21 protein-coding genes are annotated in these 18,301 nt (G+C 44.1%); 9 read left to right on the forward strand and 12 right to left on the reverse strand.

The window, feature by feature from the left end:
• Positions 1-5: 5 nt before the first annotated feature.
• Entirely contained in the window at positions 6-683 is a 678-nt protein-coding gene (yugP, locus tag BSU_31310; RefSeq protein ID NP_391009.1) for a putative metal-dependent protease/peptidase, read from the reverse strand.
• Positions 684-724: 41 nt separating this feature from the next.
• Positions 725-988 carry a hypothetical protein gene (gene yuzI / locus BSU_31319; protein ID YP_003097777.1) on the reverse strand — a complete coding sequence of 88 codons (264 nt, stop codon included), beginning with the start codon at positions 986-988 and terminating at the stop codon, positions 725-727.
• Positions 989-1,034: 46 nt separating this feature from the next.
• Here yuzI and mstX point away from each other — a divergent pair, with 46 nt between their 5' ends.
• Positions 1,035-1,367, forward strand: a complete 333-nt coding sequence (mstX, locus tag BSU_31321; protein ID YP_003097778.1) for an atypical membrane-integrating regulator of biofilm formation (Mistic protein) — start codon at positions 1,035-1,037, stop codon at positions 1,365-1,367.
• Entirely contained in the window at positions 1,364-2,350 is a 987-nt protein-coding gene (gene kbfO / locus BSU_31322; RefSeq protein NP_391010.3) for a potassium channel protein involved in biofilm formation, read from the forward strand. Before mstX ends, kbfO begins: the two co-directional genes overlap by 4 nt.
• On the opposite strand, the gene yugN is transcribed toward kbfO, so the two are convergent.
• From yugN to bdhJ, 5 genes are all read right to left on the reverse strand, one after another.
• Positions 2,347-2,751 (reverse strand): hypothetical protein, encoded by a 405-nt coding sequence (yugN, locus tag BSU_31330; protein NP_391011.1) that lies wholly within the window; start codon positions 2,749-2,751, stop codon positions 2,347-2,349. The genes kbfO and yugN overlap by 4 nt on opposite strands.
• A gap of 59 nt (positions 2,752-2,810) precedes the next feature.
• Positions 2,811-3,182 (reverse strand): putative transporter, encoded by a 372-nt coding sequence (gene yugM / locus BSU_31340; protein NP_391012.1) that lies wholly within the window; start codon positions 3,180-3,182, stop codon positions 2,811-2,813.
• 58 nt (positions 3,183-3,240) lie between these two features.
• Positions 3,241-4,593 (reverse strand): glucose-6-phosphate isomerase, encoded by a 1,353-nt coding sequence (pgi, locus tag BSU_31350; RefSeq protein ID NP_391013.2) that lies wholly within the window; start codon positions 4,591-4,593, stop codon positions 3,241-3,243.
• A gap of 111 nt (positions 4,594-4,704) precedes the next feature.
• Complete coding sequence (gene bdhK / locus BSU_31360) at positions 4,705-5,877, reverse strand: NADH-dependent butanol dehydrogenase subunit (protein NP_391014.1); 1,173 nt, start codon at positions 5,875-5,877, stop codon at positions 4,705-4,707.
• 103 nt (positions 5,878-5,980) lie between these two features.
• Positions 5,981-7,144, reverse strand: a complete 1,164-nt coding sequence (gene bdhJ / locus BSU_31370; protein NP_391015.1) for an NADH-dependent butanol dehydrogenase — start codon at positions 7,142-7,144, stop codon at positions 5,981-5,983.
• Between the two features lie 229 nt (positions 7,145-7,373).
• Between bdhJ and yuzA the strand changes: the two genes are divergently transcribed.
• A complete protein-coding gene (yuzA, locus tag BSU_31380; RefSeq protein ID NP_391016.1) occupies positions 7,374-7,610 on the forward strand; it encodes a hypothetical protein in 237 nt (78 codons plus the stop codon).
• Between the two features lie 77 nt (positions 7,611-7,687).
• On the opposite strand, the gene yugI is transcribed toward yuzA, so the two are convergent.
• The 3 genes from yugI to yugG form a co-directional block, all read right to left on the reverse strand.
• A complete protein-coding gene (yugI, locus tag BSU_31390) occupies positions 7,688-8,080 on the reverse strand; it encodes a putative RNA degradation protein; putative phosphorylase or nucleotidyl transferase; general stress protein (RefSeq protein ID NP_391017.1) in 393 nt (130 codons plus the stop codon).
• A gap of 201 nt (positions 8,081-8,281) precedes the next feature.
• Positions 8,282-9,442: a putative aspartate aminotransferase gene (yugH, locus tag BSU_31400; RefSeq protein NP_391018.2), complete on the reverse strand. Its 1,161-nt coding sequence runs from the start codon at positions 9,440-9,442 to the stop codon at positions 8,282-8,284.
• The gene (gene yugG / locus BSU_31410) at positions 9,443-9,943 is read right to left on the reverse strand and encodes a putative transcriptional regulator (Lrp/AsnC family) (RefSeq protein ID NP_391019.1); all 501 of its coding nucleotides are present in this window, start codon (positions 9,941-9,943) and stop codon (positions 9,443-9,445) included.
• A gap of 147 nt (positions 9,944-10,090) precedes the next feature.
• Here yugG and yugF point away from each other — a divergent pair, with 147 nt between their 5' ends.
• A complete protein-coding gene (gene yugF / locus BSU_31420) occupies positions 10,091-10,912 on the forward strand; it encodes a putative hydrolase (protein NP_391020.1) in 822 nt (273 codons plus the stop codon).
• Positions 10,913-10,940: 28 nt separating this feature from the next.
• Here the strand turns inward: yugF and yugE are convergent, their stop codons facing one another.
• Positions 10,941-11,201 (reverse strand): hypothetical protein, encoded by a 261-nt coding sequence (gene yugE / locus BSU_31430; protein NP_391021.2) that lies wholly within the window; start codon positions 11,199-11,201, stop codon positions 10,941-10,943.
• An 86-nt stretch (positions 11,202-11,287) separates the two neighbouring features.
• On the opposite strand from yugE, the gene patB reads away from it, so the two are divergent.
• From patB to kapB, 3 genes are all read left to right on the forward strand, one after another.
• Entirely contained in the window at positions 11,288-12,451 is a 1,164-nt protein-coding gene (gene patB / locus BSU_31440; RefSeq protein ID NP_391022.1) for a promiscuous cystathionine / cystine beta-lyase / cysteine desulfhydrase, read from the forward strand.
• Between the two features lie 125 nt (positions 12,452-12,576).
• Positions 12,577-13,863: a two-component sensor potassium-binding histidine kinase gene (kinB, locus tag BSU_31450; protein NP_391023.2), complete on the forward strand. Its 1,287-nt coding sequence runs from the start codon at positions 12,577-12,579 to the stop codon at positions 13,861-13,863.
• 45 nt (positions 13,864-13,908) lie between these two features.
• Positions 13,909-14,295: a factor required for KinB signal transduction and activation of the phosphorelay to sporulation gene (kapB, locus tag BSU_31460; protein ID NP_391024.1), complete on the forward strand. Its 387-nt coding sequence runs from the start codon at positions 13,909-13,911 to the stop codon at positions 14,293-14,295.
• A 26-nt stretch (positions 14,296-14,321) separates the two neighbouring features.
• On the opposite strand, the gene kapD is transcribed toward kapB, so the two are convergent.
• Positions 14,322-14,939 carry a putative exoribonuclease (3'-5') gene (gene kapD, locus BSU_31470; protein ID NP_391025.1) on the reverse strand — a complete coding sequence of 206 codons (618 nt, stop codon included), beginning with the start codon at positions 14,937-14,939 and terminating at the stop codon, positions 14,322-14,324.
• Between the two features lie 210 nt (positions 14,940-15,149).
• Here kapD and yuxJ point away from each other — a divergent pair, with 210 nt between their 5' ends.
• Complete coding sequence (yuxJ, locus tag BSU_31480) at positions 15,150-16,328, forward strand: putative exporter induced in acid stress (protein ID NP_391026.2); 1,179 nt, start codon at positions 15,150-15,152, stop codon at positions 16,326-16,328.
• 92 nt (positions 16,329-16,420) lie between these two features.
• Complete coding sequence (gene pbpD / locus BSU_31490) at positions 16,421-18,295, forward strand: penicillin-binding protein 4 (RefSeq protein NP_391027.2); 1,875 nt, start codon at positions 16,421-16,423, stop codon at positions 18,293-18,295.
• The last annotated feature ends 6 nt before the right edge of the window (positions 18,296-18,301 follow it).

The following is an 18,301-nucleotide window of genomic DNA, read 5'->3' on the forward strand; positions in this document are numbered from 1 at the left end:
TAACGTTAATTCTCATCACGACCGTTTAAGAAAATCATCACAAAACGAAGTAGTTCAAACAGGGAAACCAGGGCGGCGGCCACATACGTTAAGGCAGCAGCACTCAGCACTTTATTTACCCCATTTTCTTCATTGTTTCGGATGAATCCTTCTGACACAATAATCTGCTTCGCACGTGAACTTGCATTGAATTCGACAGGCAATGTAATCAGCTGGAAAAAGACAGCCGCTGAAAACAGTATGATGCCAAGCCCGATCAAATTCAGGCTGCCGAGAAGCATGCCTCCTAAGAAAAGCAAAGGAGCTACACCGGATGCAAAATTCACGACTGGGAAGATTTTATGTCTCAGCACAAGCGCACCATATGACTCCTGATGCTGCAAGGCATGTCCGACTTCATGGGAAGCTACGGATATGGCGGAAATTGAGCGGCCGTAATAGACCGGCTCAGATAAACGCACCACCCGTCTTGTCGGGTCGTAATGGTCTGTTAAAGTGCCTCTTACCGGTTCGACCGGCACGTCGTAAAGACCGTTTATATCTAAAATCCGTCTTGCCGTTTCTGCCCCTGTACGTCCGCTTGAGGCTTCCACTTTTGAATATTTTTCAAAGTTGCTCTTTACTTTAAATTGTGCCCAAAACGACAATCCCAATGCGGCTATTGTTAAAAATATAAACAGCATTTTTTCATCATCCTTTGTTCATGATCATTTCTCTATTACGATTATTTTAATGAGTTTTCTTTCTCGTGTACAGAAATGCGCTTTTTCTTCCGGCTTGGAGCACACAATCCAATCAGCAAAAAGAACAGGCCTGCTGAAAACAAATAAAAGGCGAAACTGCCGGCCAGTTCTTTCAGAAAATGAAGCCAGGAGAAGCTTCCGGAAAAGTGATTATATGAATTCAAATCGAAAATAAACAAAATCACCGCGGATGCCGCCAGCTGCGTACCGATTAAAACCACGATCGTTCTTTGAAAGATCGTCATCTTTTTCATCCTTTTTGTTTTAGTTTATGGAGAAATCCGGTTTTATATGTTTTGTACATTTTTTGAAAAACATCACCGGAAGTGGGACATACTGTTAGAAAAAAGCACGGGTGTGATGGAAGCTATGAAAGTGACGAGTGAGGAAAAGGAACAGCTGAGCACAGCAATCGACCGAATGAATGAAGGACTGGACGCGTTTATCCAGCTGTATAATGAATCGGAAATTGATGAACCGCTTATTCAGCTTGATGATGATACAGCCGAGTTAATGAAGCAGGCCCGAGATATGTACGGCCAGGAAAAGCTAAATGAGAAATTAAATACAATTATTAAACAGATTTTATCCATCTCAGTATCTGAAGAAGGAGAAAAAGAATGAAATCAAATCGGATATTTATTTCATGGCTCAGGTGGCCGTTATTTATCCGAATCGGGGTTATTATTTTATGTCTGATTCTTTTGTTCGGCCAAATCATTTATATACTTGAGCCTAAGCAGTTCACTTCGGTATTCGAAGGTATTTGGTGGGCTGTCGTTACGGTTTCTACAGTCGGTTATGGAGACTATGTGCCGCACACTCCGCTGGGACAGGCAGCCGGAATACTGCTGATTTTGAGCGGAGCAAGCTTTGTCACAGCGTATTTCGCTACGTTATCAGCGGCCGCATTCAGCAGACAGCATCGCTACATTGAAGGAAAAGTTGCTTACAAAGGCCGGGACCACATCATTCTGATCGGGTGGAATGAAAAAACAAACCGGCTTTTGAAGGACCTTCAGCTTGCCGCCCCTTCCAAAACAGTCGTACTAATCGATGAATCCTTAACAGAAGGCCCGCTTATTGAAAACGTTCATTTCATACGCGGGCACGCTGCCGATGATGGGACACTGAAACGGGCCAATATTACTGAAGCGGAATCAGTGATGATTACTGCCGATCAGTATAAAAGTGAAACTGATGCTGATATGCTGTCAGTGCTGACTCTTTTATCTGTTAAAGGTCTTAATCCCCTTGCTTACTGCATCGTCGAGATTTTAACTGACCGTTTTGTCACCAATGCGGAACGGGCAGGCGCAAACCAAATCATCGGAACTTCAGAATTTATCAGCCGGGCGATGCTGCAGCATTACCAAGTCAAGTTACGGCCGTCTAAACAGCAGAACGGAATCAAGCTGACACTTGATCAGCATGTGGAGCTTCTTGCTGTTCCTGACGAACTAAAGGGAGCGGCTTACAAAACCTGTGTTCTCTATTTCCTTGATCACAACACAACAATTATAGGCATACAAAAAAAGGAGGGGCCGATGCTTTCCCCTCCTCTTACATACAAGGTGCTCGAAACAGATCAATTCCTTGCCATCTAGTGTAACAGAACATCCTCCAATTCTTTCACGAGAGAGGCGCCGATATCCAAAAATGCCGGATCAATTTCCGCGTCCCGCCTTTCCGGTTCGGAAAATTGATTAAACAGTGATTGGAAAGGCCCTCCCTCGGCGTGATCGTCAACATCCGCCTGAAACACCTGTCTCAGCATAAATGGCGTTCCGATCCGGACGGCCGCCCCTCGTTCATCGAGACTGCCCTGTACCGCATTGACGGGAATTCTTAAAAATAAATAGCCGTCTCTATCATCAATTTTATAATCAAAGTAGCCATGATCGTATTCCCAGCCGCCGTTTATCACATAACCGAGCGGCTTCATCACTTGTTCCAGTTCTTGAAGCAGAAAAGACTGCCCATCTATCGCGGAAGGTATTGGTATCATCAGAATGCCCCTTTTTTCACTTATCCTGTCCCGCCGAACAAGACTTCATTCAGAGGCGCCTACATGGAAATCGTTGTTTCTTTCGCGCGGCCAACAGGAAAGAAAGCGCATTCAATTAAGAAGTAAACAGCCATTGCCGCTGCAAGCCATACAGCTGAATCCCAAGACACATAAACAACCGTTGCATAGAGTCCTAATTTAGTGAAAAGAGTATGGGTTCGTTTTAAATGCAAAATCCGATGTACCGCATCGGTAAAAAGGGCAAGCGGCAAACCAATGAGAAGAAAGGAGTGGATGAAAAAATGTGACAGCGTGCCGCCAAAGCTTGAAGAAAACCCTGTATACACGGCATCAAAGGAGATAAGGAAACTTAAAATAGCTGCAGAAAAACCGGCAATGATGAGATGTTTAACCAATTGTTTCATGAACATCAGCACCTTTCTGATTTTATAAAAAGCCGACCGGCAAATGCCAGTCAGCTTTCTCACATTAATCTTCCAGACGTTTTTCAAGCTCTGCTTTTTTCTCTTCAAAGCCAGGTTTGCCGAGTAACGCAAACATATTGACTTTATACGCTTCTACACCAGGCTGGTCAAACGGATTGACGCCAAGGAGGTAACCGCTCATCGCGCAGGCTTTTTCGAAGAAATATACAAGGTATCCAAAAGTATATGCATTCAGCTCAGGAATGTTAACGATTAAGTTCGGAACATTTCCGTCTGTATGGGCAAGCATTGTACCTTGGAATGCTTTTTTGTTAACGAAATCAACAGTTTTACCGGCTAAATAGTTCAAGCCGTCAAGATCGTTATCCGCTTCCTCAATTGTCAGTTCATGTTTAGGCTTCTCTACGTTCAGGACCGTTTCGAATAAATCTCTGCGGCCTTCTTGTACATACTGGCCTAAAGAATGAAGGTCTGTTGAATAGTTCGCTGAAGAAGGATAAATGCCCTTCTCATCTTTCCCTTCGCTTTCTCCGAACAGCTGCTTCCACCATTCCGCAAAGTATTGAAGCGCCGGTTCGTAGTTGATGAGCATTTCAATTGTTTTGCCCTTATTATAAAGGACATTGCGAACAACCGCATATTGGTATGCTGGGTTATCTTCCAGTTCAGATGTTGCAAAATCTTTGCTCGCATCCAGGGCGCCTTTCATCATGTCGTCAATGTTGACGCCGCTGACAGCAATCGGCAAGAGACCTACAGCTGTTAAAACTGAATAACGGCCGCCGACATCGTCAGGAATTACGAATGATTCAAAGCCTTCTTCGTTAGAAAGCGTTTTTAATGCGCCGCGCTCTTTATCAGTTGTTGCATAAATCCGCGCTTTCGCTTCTTCTTTACCGTATTTCTCTTCAAGAAGCTTGCGGAAAATACGGAAAGCGATTGCAGGTTCAGTTGTCGTACCTGATTTAGAAATCACATTAATAGAGAAGTCAACATCTTCAAGAAGATCCATGACGTCTCTCATATAAGATGAACTGATGTTGTTCCCGATAAAAATGACTTGCGGATTGCCGCGTTTTGCTTTTGGCAAAGTGTTATAAAACGCGTGATTCAGCGCTTCAATCGCTGCCCGCGCTCCAAGATAAGAACCGCCGATGCCGACAACAAGCAAGACATCAGAGTCAGATTTGATTTTTTCCGCGCTTTTTTTGATGCGCGCGAATTCTTCTTTATCATAATGTTCAGGGAGGTCCACCCAGCCTAGAAAATCGCTGCCCGCGCCTGTTTTCTCATGGATATTATGGTGTGCTGTTTTTACAAAGTCCCGCAGGTATGTAAGTTCATGTTCGTTGAAGAAAGTCAACGCTTTTGAGTAGTCAAAGCGTACATGCGTCATTGCTTGTCCCTCCATAACGGTATAATGTTTTCATCTTTCACTTTATATGAACTTATCTGTGAAATCAAGTCAAGAAGAAAGGGCGGAATGACTGGATTCCGCCCTTTGGGTTTATAGAGACGCGCGAAGGATGGCAAGCACGTCATCTTTGTTCAGTTTTTGGAAGTTGCCGAAGCCGCCGTGTTCCATTTCCTTGGCTGCGATATCAGCAATCAGCTCAAGCTTTTCTTCTCCAATATTGTAATCAGCAAGACGAGAAGGTGCACCGAGGCTTGTCCAGAACGCAGACAGTTTATCGATTCCTTCAAGCGCAATTTCTTTATCTGTTTTGCCTTCAGTATCAATGTCAAACATGTTGAGCATAAGGTTTTTAAAACGGCCTACATTTGTATCAAGCGTGTATCTCATCCAATTTGGGAACAGTATTGCCAAACCGCCCGCGTGCGGAATATCATATACAGCTGAAACAGCGTGTTCCATTGTATGAGAAGCCCAGTCACCGAAGTATCCCATTTGGAGCGTGCCGTTTAAAGCAATAGTACCAGCATACAAAATCGTTTCACGAAGTTCGTAGTTTTCCAGATCTTCAAGAAGCTTAGGAGCTGTTTCGATGACCGTCTGCAAAACAGCAAAGCACATTCTATCCTGAAGCGGCGTGTTTTCAACATTATGGAAGTATTGTTCGAATACGTGGCTCATCATGTCAACCATGCCGTATACTGTTTGATTTTCTGGAACGGTGAACGTATTTTCAGGGTCTAAAATAGAGAAACGCGGATGAGTGACATTGCTGCCCCATACAAATTTCTCGTTTGTTTCCCAGTTTGTAATCACGGAATCAGGGTTCATTTCAGACCCTGTTGCAGCAAGAGTTAAAACAGTGCCAAACGGCAGCGCATCCTCCGCTGTTACTTTTTTGCTGAAAATATCCCAAGCGTCACCGTCATATTTGACGCCAGCTGCGATTGCCTTTGTACAGTCAATCACACTGCCTCCGCCGACAGCAAGCAGAAAATCAATGTCATGCTCTCTGCAAAGTCCTATGCCTTTTTCCACTGTCGCAAGACGCGGGTTTGGCTCTACACCTGACAGCTCATGAACAACAGCGCCCTCTTCTTTTAAAATGCCTGTGACTTGATCATAAAGGCCGTTGCGTTTAATGCTGCCGCCCCCGTAAACAAGCAGTACATTCTTGCCGTATCGTTTGAATTCTTTTCTTAATTGTTCAAGCTGACCTTTTCCAAAAATCAGCTTTGTCGGATTATAATAAGTGAAATTTTCCATAGTAAAACCTCCAAATGATGCTGGTAAAAAACAGATTTTCCATTGTAACATAAGTTGACAAAAAAGAAAAAGGGAAGCAGCCAAACGGCTATTTCCCCTTTTTTTATAGTGATGCTTTCAAAATTGACAGCACATCTTCTTTGTTGAGTGATTTAAATTGGCCGAATGTACCGTTAGCCATTGCCTTGTCAGCGATTGTGTCAAGCTGCTCATCATTAATATCATAATCAGCAAGACGGTTCGGAGCGCCAAGACTTGTCCAGAATGCGGACAGCTTATCGATACCTTCAAGGGCAATTTCTTCATCCGTTTTACCTGCTTCTTCAACATCAAACACGCGAACTGCAAGCTGTTTCATGCGGGCAGGGTTTTCAGACAATGTGTGTCTCATCCAATTCGGGAACAGAATCGCCAGTCCGCCGGCATGCGGAATATCATAAACGGCTGATACTGCATGTTCAATATTATGAGTAGCCCAATCCCCTCTTGCCCCCATAGAAAGCATGCCGTTTAATGCGATTGTTCCTGTGTACAGGATCGTCTCACGCAATTCGTAATTTTCGAGATCATTGATCAGCTTAGGCGCTGTTTCAATGACTGTACGCAAAAGTGATTCACACATGCGGTCCTGATACGGCGTGTTTGATACATGATGGAAGTATTGTTCGAATACGTGGCTCATCATGTCAACCATCCCGTAGATCGTGTGGTTTTTAGGTACGGTGAATGTATTCACCGGATCAAGAATCGAGAATTTAGGGAATACGAGCGGGCTGCCCCAGCCGTATTTTTCTTTTGTTTCCCAGTTTGTAATAACAGATCCTGAGTTCATTTCTGAACCAGTTGCAGCGAGAGTCAATACCGTTCCGAATGGCAAAGCATCTTTTGGCTGATGCTTTTTCGTAACGATATCCCACGCATCACCATCATACTTCGCTCCTGCGGCAATCGCTTTTGTACAGTCGATTACGCTTCCGCCTCCGACAGCCAGCAAGAAATCAATGTTTTGTTCTTTACAGATGGCAACACCTTTATTAACAGTCGACACACGAGGATTCGGTTCCACACCTGCTAATTCATGCACGGTCGCTCCGGCTTTATTCAGCTGTTCAATCACTTGATCATACAGGCCGCTGCGTTTAATGCTGCCGCCTCCGTACACAAGCAATACGTTTTTTCCGTAAGGTTTGAGTTCCTCCGGAAGTCTTTCCACTTCGCCGCGCCCGAAAATTAATTTGGTCGGATTCCAGTATGTAAAGTTTTGCATGACATCTCCTCCTTAGATTTTTTATTATGCAGAATGTCCTCACCACATGTAAAGCAATCAGCTCTCACCGATCAGCATACCAGATGGTTTTATTTTGCAAGGTGCTGGGAAAGAAGCTGATATAAGCGAGGGCAGGCCAGCTTCCCTCATATGGAGAATGCATGTATAGATTCTCCAATATGTCACAATCTATAACTGTTTTAATAATTCATGGAGGAGGTTGCAAAACATGAGTACCATTCAAAGAATTTGTCTTGTATTAACCATCATTGGCGCCATTAACTGGGGACTGATCGGATTTTTCCAATTTGACTTAGTAGCGGCTATCTTCGGCGGCCAAGGGTCAGCTCTTTCCCGAATCATTTACGGACTTGTCGGAATCGCCGGCTTAATCAACCTCGGTCTGCTATTTAAGCCAAACGAGGAAAGATCACGTGAAGAAGCAGCAAATCCTGAAATGCGATAGGATATCAATCACGCTGAAATAGGATTTTGCATGAAATCAAAAGCACCGAACATTCCTGTCCGGTGCTTTTTTCATGCTTATTTTTTGATAAGGTCTTTGCGGTTGGACATTTCGATCCACTCTTCAAGCTTATCTTTTAATGTGTTGAAACCTTGTGGTGTAGAAGCTTCTTCGCTTACTTGAGCAGCTTTAGGTTTTCTTGGTTTGCTTTCTTTTTTCTCAGGCGCAGCTTGTGTCGCACGAATTGAAAGGCTGATTTTGCCTTTTTCTTCATCAACAGCAAGTACTTTTACTTGTACTTCGTCGCCAACTGAAAGGTGCTCGTTGATATCTTTTACGAAACCGTGAGTCACTTCAGAAATGTGTACTAAACCTTGAGTTTCTTCATCTAATGCAACAAACGCACCATACGCTTGTAATCCTGTAACTTTACCAGTGTAAACACTGCCCACTTCAAATTTTGCTGCCATTCATAACAACTCCTAAGTTAAATTAAATATCTGTTTATACGCAATTTAAAATTATATCACACATGTCTTATTTCCGCAAAGAAAACTTTTTTATAAAAAATCAGGTTTATGCACAGCAAAAAGGGGGTAAACTGAAAATACCAAAGGCTTTCTAGTATTCCCCCCTTTTATTGGATGCGAACAAAAGGTTCGTATCTTTTTTTATGTTGTTTTGTGCAGGAAGCGTTTCATTCTGACTAACGCTTCTTGAAGCTGTTCAATCGAGGTTGCGTATGAACAACGGATATATCCCTCACCGCTCGGACCAAACACACTTCCAGGAACAACTGCCACTTTTTCCTGCGTCAGTAGCTCCTCGGCAAACTGTTCTGAACTCATTCCCATGCTTTTGATAGATGGAAAAGCATAGAAAGCGCCGCCCGGATGATGACAGCTGAGACCGATTTCATTGAGCGATTCTACAAACAGATTCCGTCTTCTTCGATAGCTTTTTTTCATTTTTTCTACGTCTTCCATGCCGTTCTTCAGGCCTTCAAGGGCGGCAAACTGCGCCATTGCGGGCGCGCACATCATCGCATACTGATGAATTTTAAGCATGGCATCCCGAAGCAAGGATGGTGCCGCGGCAAAACCGAGCCTCCAGCCCGTCATTGCAAATGCTTTTGAAAAGCCTGAGATGACTACCGTCCGTTCCTTCATTCCCGGTAATGCCGCTATACTTGTAAATTCCTCATCATATGTCAGCTCCGCGTAGATCTCGTCGGCTAAGACGATGACATCATGTTTTTTGGCAAACTCAGCAATCTCATTCAGCTCTTCCTTCGAATAAACCGAACCTGTCGGATTCGATGGTGAGCAGATGAGAATGGCCTTTGTTTTTTCAGTGACTGCCGCTTCAAAATCAGCAGCCGTTGCTTTAAATCCTTTGTCTGCCGTTGTATGAACGTGAACCGGGATACCGCCTGCCAAAGAAACAAGCGCATCGTACGCAACAAAACACGGCTCAGGAATGATGACTTCCTCACCTGGATTCACAATGGCGCGGATCGCAATATCCAAAGCCTGACTTGCCCCCACTGTCACAATCAGCTCATTATCTGGCGAGTAGCTAAGGTCAAACCTGTTGCTCAAATAACGGCTGATTTCCTCCCGCAATGAGTATAAACCCGCATTGGCCGTGTATGACGTATATCCTTGTTCAAGAGAGAGAATGCTTGCTTCGCGGACATTCCATGCGGTAACAAAATCAGGCTCGCCGACGCCTAAAGAAATGACGCCTTCCATCGTTGCCGCCAAATCAAAGAATTTGCGGATGCCGGATGGTTTTATTTGTTGTACATAGTCTGATAAATACGAAGTCATTTACGGTGACACCACGATTCTTTTGTCGTCGTCTCCTGTTTCAAACACTTTGCCGTCATGCTTGTATTTTTTCAGGATAAAATGGGTTGTCGTAGATACAACTGAATCAAGCGTTGAGAGTTTATCCGAAACAAAACGCGCTACGTCAGACATCGAATTGCCGCGAATCACGACAGACAAATCGTATACGCCTGACATCAGGTAAACTGATTCAACCTCTTGGAATCGGTAAATCCGTTCCGCCACTTCATCAAAACCGACGCCCCGCTTCGGCGTTACTTTGACGTCAATCATGGCCGTAACGCCCTCATGTCCGTCGACTTTTCGCCAGTCAATCATAGCGGAATAATCGATAATAACCTTTTCTTTCTCCAGTTTGTCAATAATTGTTTTCACTTCATTTACAGGGATGCCCGCCATCTTTGCGATTGTTTCTAAATCGGCGCGGCTGTTTTCGTCTAAAATTTCTAATATTTCTGTTTCTTTTTCTGTCAATTTCATTTGATTCACACCTTTGCAATGTCAAGAAATCTCATGACATTATATCACGTTTTTTGACGAATGCTAAGAAAAAACGAGGAGAAACTTCCGCTAGAATTGACAATTTCAGGGCATAATACAACCATCAAAAAAAGGGAGTGACACAGAATGGAGGCGGTTTCACCAATAAGGCGGTTTACGGTCGATGGAGTCAATGTATACTACGAACATTATCAAAATCCCGGCAGGCAAACGCTGGTCTGCGTACACGGTTTTTTATCATCTGCATTCAGCTTCAGAAAAGTAATTCCTCTCCTTCGGGACAAGTACGACATCATCGCGCTTGATTTGCCTCCTTTCGGCCAATCTGAAAAATCAAGAACGTTTATCTATACCTATCAAAACCTTGCTAAGCTTGTCATTGGGATTTTGGAGCACTTGCAAGTGAAACAGGCTGTGCTTGTCGGGCATTCTATGGGCGGGCAGATATCGCTGTCTGCTGCTCTCCAAAAACCTGAGCTTTTTTCAAAGGTTGTGCTGCTTTGCAGTTCAGGGTATTTAAAACGTTCACACCCGACGATTATTTTCGGGACCCATATCCCGTATTTTCATCTTTACATCAAACGCTGGCTCTCGAAAGAAGGCGTGATGAAAAATTTATTAAATGTGGTGCATGACAAATCGCTGATTGATGAGGAGATGATTGACGGCTATGGCAGACCGTTTCAGGACGAGCAGATTTTCAAAGCCATGACAAGGTTTATCCGCCACAGAGAAGGAGATTTAGAACCCGAGCAATTGAAGAAAATGAACAAGCCTGCTCTATTGATTTGGGGCGAGGAGGATCGAATTGTCCCAATGGAGATCGGTAAACGGCTGCACGCAGATTTGCCTAATTCCGTGCTGTACTCACTTGGCCAGACCGGACATCTGGTGCCTGAAGAACGGCCTGAACTTATTTCTGAACACATTGCTGATTTTATCAAATAACAAAAAAACCGGTGCTGAACCGGTTTTTTTAAGGCGTGCAGGAGCTGCTGTTTTTAATGAATAAAAGCTGGCCAGCCACTTCCCGGCAGCTGGCGATCGGCAGCGTTTGTTCAAAAGAAGTTTCAAATATTTGCTGAATGCTTTTCGCCAGCAAGTCGGGATCGTTTTCATCATAGACTGCCTGCACGACATCAACAGCCTCCGTTTCGTAAAACTCTTCTCCATATTTAAACGGGTCCCATTTGGCAATGATCTTAATCATTTCCCTGACCGCATGACTTTCTTCCATATTCATCACCGCTTATAATAAAATTTGCAGTTCTATCTTATCATAGTGAAGCTTAGAAGAATAAACATACATGAGGGGGTAACAGAATGAACTTTGATAAACGAGAAGAACGCCTTGGCACCCAATCGGTCAAATGGGATAAAACAGGCGAATTATTTGGCGTGACAGACGCCCTCCCGATGTGGGTGGCAGATATGGATTTTCGCGCCCCGGAAGCGATAACTGAAGCGTTAAAAGAGCGTCTTGACCACGGTATTTTTGGTTATACAACTCCAGATCAAAAAACGAAGGATGCTGTGTGCGGATGGATGCAAAACAGGCACGGCTGGAAGGTAAATCCGGAAAGCATCACATTCAGCCCCGGCGTTGTAACAGCTTTGAGCATGGCGGTACAAGCTTTTACGGAGCCGGGCGATCAAGTAGTTGTTCAGCCTCCAGTTTATACGCCTTTTTACCATATGGTGGAGAAAAACGGCCGGCACATTTTACATAATCCGCTGCTAGAAAAAGACGGCGCATATGCAATCGATTTTGAAGATTTGGAGACAAAGCTTAGTGACCCAAGCGTTACATTGTTTATTTTATGCAATCCTCATAACCCTTCTGGGCGTTCATGGAGCCGGGAAGATTTACTGAAGCTAGGCGAATTGTGCCTTGAGCATGGCGTCACAGTTGTATCGGATGAAATCCATTCCGATTTAATGCTGTACGGACATAAACACACGCCGTTCGCTTCGCTCTCTGACGATTTCGCTGATATTTCCGTGACATGTGCTGCTCCAAGCAAAACATTTAATATCGCCGGATTGCAGGCTTCAGCGATCATTATTCCGGATCGCCTGAAGCGCGCCAAGTTTTCCGCAAGCCTTCAGCGAAATGGTTTAGGCGGACTGAACGCGTTTGCCGTCACTGCAATCGAAGCCGCGTATTCAAAAGGCGGACCGTGGCTTGATGAATTGATCACTTACATTGAGAAAAACATGAACGAAGCGGAAGCCTTTTTGAGCACCGAGCTGCCAAAGGTCAAAATGATGAAGCCGGATGCATCATACTTGATTTGGCTCGACTTCAGCGCTTACGGCTTGTCCGATGCAGAGCTTCAGCAAAGAATGCTAAAAAAAGGAAAAGTTATTTTAGAGCCCGGGACGAAATACGGGCCTGGCGGAGAAGGATTTATGCGCCTGAACGCCGGATGCTCTCTTGCAACCCTGCAGGACGGCCTGCGCCGCATCAAAGCCGCATTATCGTAAATATAGCTGTAAACGCCTTTACGTCTTCATTTGTAAAGGCGTTCTTAATAAAGGAATTTTATATTTTACTTCTAATATTTAGTGTTATAATAGATTCATATTTTATACGAAAGGATTTCACACGAATGGAAATTCTAAAAGACTATCTTCTGCACATCTGCTTTATTTTGTTTCCTATTCTTCTTTACCAAGTGTTTTGGCTTGGAAAACCTGCGATTCTTGTGCCAAAAATAAACAGCGGTTTGGTCACGCTCTTCGCCTGCGGCGCCTCCGTTTTATGCATTATTTTCCCGATTCATGAAATGGACTACATACAATACGGCCTTCAGATGATTCCCGTTATCATTTGTTTATTTTACATTAGTACCGCTTCCGGACTTACAGTCGCCGCATCTGTCCTATGTTTTGAACTGCTTTTTTACGAACCTTCCGCAATGTTTGTTTTCACTTTGCTGCCTTTTCTTATCATTATCCCAATCTTATTTCAGAAAAAATGGCCATTCATGTCCAAAGCGAAAAAACTGCTGCTGTCTTTATTGATCAGCTGCGTGGAGATTTTCCTATTTTTCGCCTCAAGCTGGATTCTTTCCGCCTTGAATATTTTAAATTTTCAAAAATCAGGAATTTTCGTTTACGAGGCGGCAGTCTCAGGGCTTTTCCGCTCCAGTGTTCTTCTATTAAGCATCTATATTATCGAAAGCATCGCCGAAAATATCGCCCTGCGTTCACAGCTTATCCATTCTGAAAAAATGACGATTGTGAGTGAACTGGCAGCGAGCGTCGCCCATGAGGTCAGGAATCCGCTGACAGTTGTCCGCGGGTTTGTCCAGCTGCTTTTTAATGACGAAACCCTACAAAACAAGTCGAGTGCGGATTACAAAAAGCTTGTACTGTCAGAGCTTGACCGGGCGCAAGGCATTATCACAAACTATCTCGATATGGCCAAACAGCAATTATACGAAAAAGAGGTTTTTGACCTATCTGCCCTTATCAAAGAGACAAGCTCCCTTATGGTGTCGTACGCCAATTACAAGTCAGTAACCGTCGAGGCTGAAACAGAACCGGACCTTTTGATATACGGAGACGCAACAAAGCTGAAGCAGGCTGTCATCAACCTGATGAAAAACAGTATTGAAGCGGTTCCTCACGGGAAGGGGATGATCCACATATCAGCCAAAAGAAACGGCCATACGATCATGATTAACATCACAGACAATGGGGTCGGGATGACAGACCATCAAATGCAAAAACTCGGCGAACCTTATTATTCCTTAAAAACGAACGGAACGGGACTCGGCCTCACCGTAACCTTTTCCATTATTGAACATCATCACGGGACCATTTCATTTAACAGCAGCTTCCAAAAAGGCACTACGGTGACCATTAAGCTTCCCGCTGATCTTCCTCACTAGCAAATCGATTGGAACTTTAATAGAATAAATGCGAGGTGATGACAGATGAGCACGTTTGAGACAGGCTCTATCGTTAAAGGATTTTACAAAACAGGTGTATACATAGGAGAAATCACGGCTTGCAGGCCGCAGCATTATTTAGTGAAAGTGAAAGCGGTTCTTACCCATCCCGCTCAGGGAGACCTTCATCATCCAAAACAGGCGGATGTGCCATTTTTTCATGAGAGAAAAGCGCTCGCATATGGTGAACAGACCAATATCCCCCACCATATGGTGAAGCCTTATGACGGTGAAGTGCCGGATTATACCGAATCTCTGCGGGAGGCGACAGCACAGATGAGAGCCAAATTGAATGAGGATGGTTCGGAGTGGGCAAAGCGCTCCCTTCATAATCTGGACATTTTAGAAAAAGAATATTTTAACCGGCCATAACCCAGTCTGACAAAAGATTGGGTTTTTTACGTCGCGCGCTTCAACAGTTCGGTTAAATCGATTCTCTCGCCGATTGTGGGCGGTTTTGGCTTTTCGAGATACTGCTTATCCTGCTCAACAAGCTTAAAAAGTTTATATGCTGTGAGAGCATCATCAAGCGCTTTATGATGGGTGCCGGTTCCGGAATCTCCATACTCTTCGGCAGCTTTCCATAAACCCGTCAATGTCCGGTCTCCAAAAAAGTTTTTGTATTCAAGCGATAAATCTCTCATTTCTCCCTTAAACGGGAAAGGGATATGGTTAAACATACAGTTTTGCTTCAGCACTTTCATATCCATGTTTCCCCACGTAATAATTGTGCTGTTTTTCTCAGGATCCAGCTCGTTTAGTTTACGGATGAAATCCTCGAATCTCATTCCTTCGTCTACCTGTTTTTGGGTTATTTTTAAAAATGATTTGCAGCGTTTCGTAAGCTTCGGGAACTTTTTCGGTCTAACATAGCTAGAAAACGTCTCAACCACTTCATCATCAATCGACTTTACAATTCCGGCTTCAATGATTTCCGGGAAGAAGTTTTGAGGACTGTACTTTCCATCAGGCATTGTAAATTCGAAATCAATAATGAGTAAGCTGTTTGTCGTCACCTTTTACACCTGCCTTTCCTCCGATCAGAAAATGCTATCTTTATAGTATATCAATTCCCCTTCTCGACATTTCTTCATTTTCTAAAAATAATGAATTTTCCCAGCCGCTTCGTTTCTTTTAAATTGTGAATCGTTTCTTTATAATTAGTAAGGAACCCGAAATAATAAGAAGGTGATGTTATTTCTATCCGTAAGAAAAACTTTGTCATTGTGTGGCTGGCGAACTTTTTTGTCTCCGCTAGCACAACGATGATCGTTCCTTTTCTCTCCTTATACATTGAGACGCTCAGCTCTTTTTCAAACGGCTTTGTGCAAAGGTGGAGCGGCTATGTGTTCGGCATTACATTTCTCATGGCGTTTTTGGTATCCCCGTTTTGGGGACGGTTCGGAGACAAACGCGGATACAAGAAAATCCTTATGGCAACCGGAACAGGCATTGCCCTCAGCATTTTCTTCATGGGCTTTGTTACATCGGTGTACCAATTGTTTTTTCTGCGTATGGCAATGGGTCTTGTAACCGGATTCATCCCGACATCTCTTGCGATGATTTCGGCACAGACTCCGAAGAGCTCAGCTGGCAAAACACTCGGCACGCTGCAAATGGGGCAAGTGTCCGGAAGCTTGTTCGGCCCGCTTTTGGGAGGCATGCTTGCTGATCGTTTCGGCTTTACGTATACCTTTTTTATCACATCCTTTGTGATTTTCTCGTCTGTTCTTCTCGTGTTATTTGGTGTCAAAGAAAAGCATCTTGCAGAGAAAACAGCCAAACGTACGTCTTACTCGAGAAAAGAAGTGCTCTCCTATATTTTTCACCATCCGGCGCTGTGGGTCATGATGCTGTTAACCATGCTGATTCAAACAGGCAATTTCAGTATCCAGCCCCTGCTCGCTTTATATGTAAATGAGCTGCACGGACCTGTCAATCTTGCCTTTTTCTCCGGCATGGCATTTTCAGCAACGGGGCTCGGAAGTTTGCTGCTGGCTAGAAAATGGGGTGATCTGGGCGACCGCTACGGCCACCGCCGCATTTTAATCGGACTTTTGCTCGCCGCCTCTTTCTTTTTTATTCCGCAGGCGCTCGCGTCCTCACTCAGCGTGCTCCTTGTTTTCAGATTTTTATTCGGAATGGCGATGGGCGGTTTGCTGCCATGCATTACGGCAGCGATCCGCGTTCAGGCTCCCGGCAGCATTCAAGGTGAAGTTCTCGGCTACAATGTCAGCTTTCGCTTTTTAGGAAACGTGCTCGGGCCTCTGCTCGGCGGAATCATATCGAGCCATTTTACCATTTCGGCCACCTTTTACGTCACGGCGTTTCTCTTTTTCGCCGGCGCCTGCATGCTTTGGATCATGCAGAAACTTCGGAAAGATTCTTATGCCAAAGCAAGCTGATTCCGAGAAAAAACTAAGGAATCTTCTAAATTTAACCTTCTCGTAATCTCAAAAGAATGGTACGATATGGCTAGAATTTAGGAGAAAAGAGAGTGACCATGTTACGAAAAATAATCGGATGGATTTTGCTCCTTTGCATAATCCCATTGTTTGCATTTACAGTTATCGCTTCCGGAAAAGAAGTAAAACAAATGAAGTCCCTGGATCAGGTGCTTGATAAAAATATTGATCTGAAAGATATCAGCCTTGTTCAGAACAGCTACATGTATGACAGGGACGGCTCCCTTGTCTCGGAAATCGTCAGCGACCACGAAAACCGTGTGCTCGTTCCATTTAACAAGATTCCCGAGGAAGTCAAACAGATTTTCTTAACATCTGAGGACCGCCATTTTTACGAGCATAAAGGCTTTGACTTTATGGGAATGGTGCGGGCTACTGCTTCTAACGTAAAAGACAAGAAAATTGACCAGGGTGCCAGCACCATCACACAGCAGCTTTCAAGAAACTTGTATTTGAGCCACGAACGCTCCTTCAGCCGCAAGCTGACAGAGCTCGCGTATTCCTATCAGCTGGAGAAAAAATATACGAAAAATGAAATTCTTGAAGCTTACTTAAATACCATTTATTTCAACAACGGTGTTTACGGCGTCGGTTCAGCAGCTCAATTCTATTTCAGCAAACCGCTGAAATCTCTCACAGTGGGAGAAATGGCTTTTATCTGTGCTATACCTAATAACCCTACATTATATGATCCTCTCAAGCATTTTGACTACACGAAAAGCCGTCAAGAACGTTTACTTAAAGGGCTAAAAGATGCCGGGGTCATTACGGACAAAGAGCTGAAAAAAGCCGTAAAACAAAAAATCAAACTGGATGTTGAAAAAAGAGAAGACAAATATCCTGACTACGTTTCCTACGTCAATGATGAATTCACTCAGCTGGTGTCTGAATCAGAAGGCTTTGATAAACGCCTTCAAAAAGCATCAGGAAAACAAAAAGAAAAGATCGAGAACGAGCTGTCCGCAAGAGTCAGCACGCTGATGAAAGACGGAGTGAAAATTTATACTGCACTTGATCCGTACATGCAAAATCAAGTTGTGGCACAAATGAATTCCAAGCTCCCGTATGCGGACGTACAGGGCGGAGCGGCTGTGATTAATCACCAGACGCATCAAATCATTGCTCTATCCGGCGGGAAAAACTATCAAAAATATGACTTTAACCGCGCCTACCAGGCGTACAGGCAGCCGGGTTCATCCATTAAGCCGCTTCTTGATTACGGCCCTTATATTGAACAGACCGGCGCGACAACAAGCAGCACCATTGATGCCAGCAAGTTTTGCAGCAAAGACTACTGTCCGCAAAACTACAATAACCGCACTTACGGCACAGTGACGCTTGATACGGCGTTTAAAAATTCATATAATACCCCGGCTATTAGAATGCTCGACCGCGTCGGCATCCAAAAGGCATTCAGTTATATTGAGCCGTATCATTTTGCCAAACTTGTCGACAGTGACTATCTTCTTCCGGCGGCGCTTGGCGGATTTACAAACGGCATGACGCCTCTTGAGATGACAAAGGCTTATACGACATTCGGAAACAGCGGAAGCTATACGCCGAGCCATGCGATTACAAAGGTGACAGACCTTAAAGGAAAAACACTTTATAAATGGAATGATAAAGCGACTCAAATATTCAGCGTCCGCACGAACATGCAGCTGAAAAAACTGATGTCTTCCGTTGTGAAAAGCGGAACAGGGAAAAAAGCATATTTCAATGCGCCTTACATCGGCGGTAAAACCGGAACATCAAATGATTATCACGATATGTGGTTTGTCGGCCTGACTGATACGTATACAATGGGTGTCTGGGTCGGAAAGGATACACCGACCAGCGTTGAATATCTTCACAGCATCAGCCCTCAGCTTTCCATCTGGAAAGGAACGCTGCAAGCGGCTTATTAAAGGATC

Source organism: Bacillus subtilis subsp. subtilis str. 168 (assembly GCF_000009045.1).
In the GTDB taxonomy this organism is placed as follows: Bacteria; Bacillota; Bacilli; order Bacillales; family Bacillaceae; genus Bacillus; species Bacillus subtilis.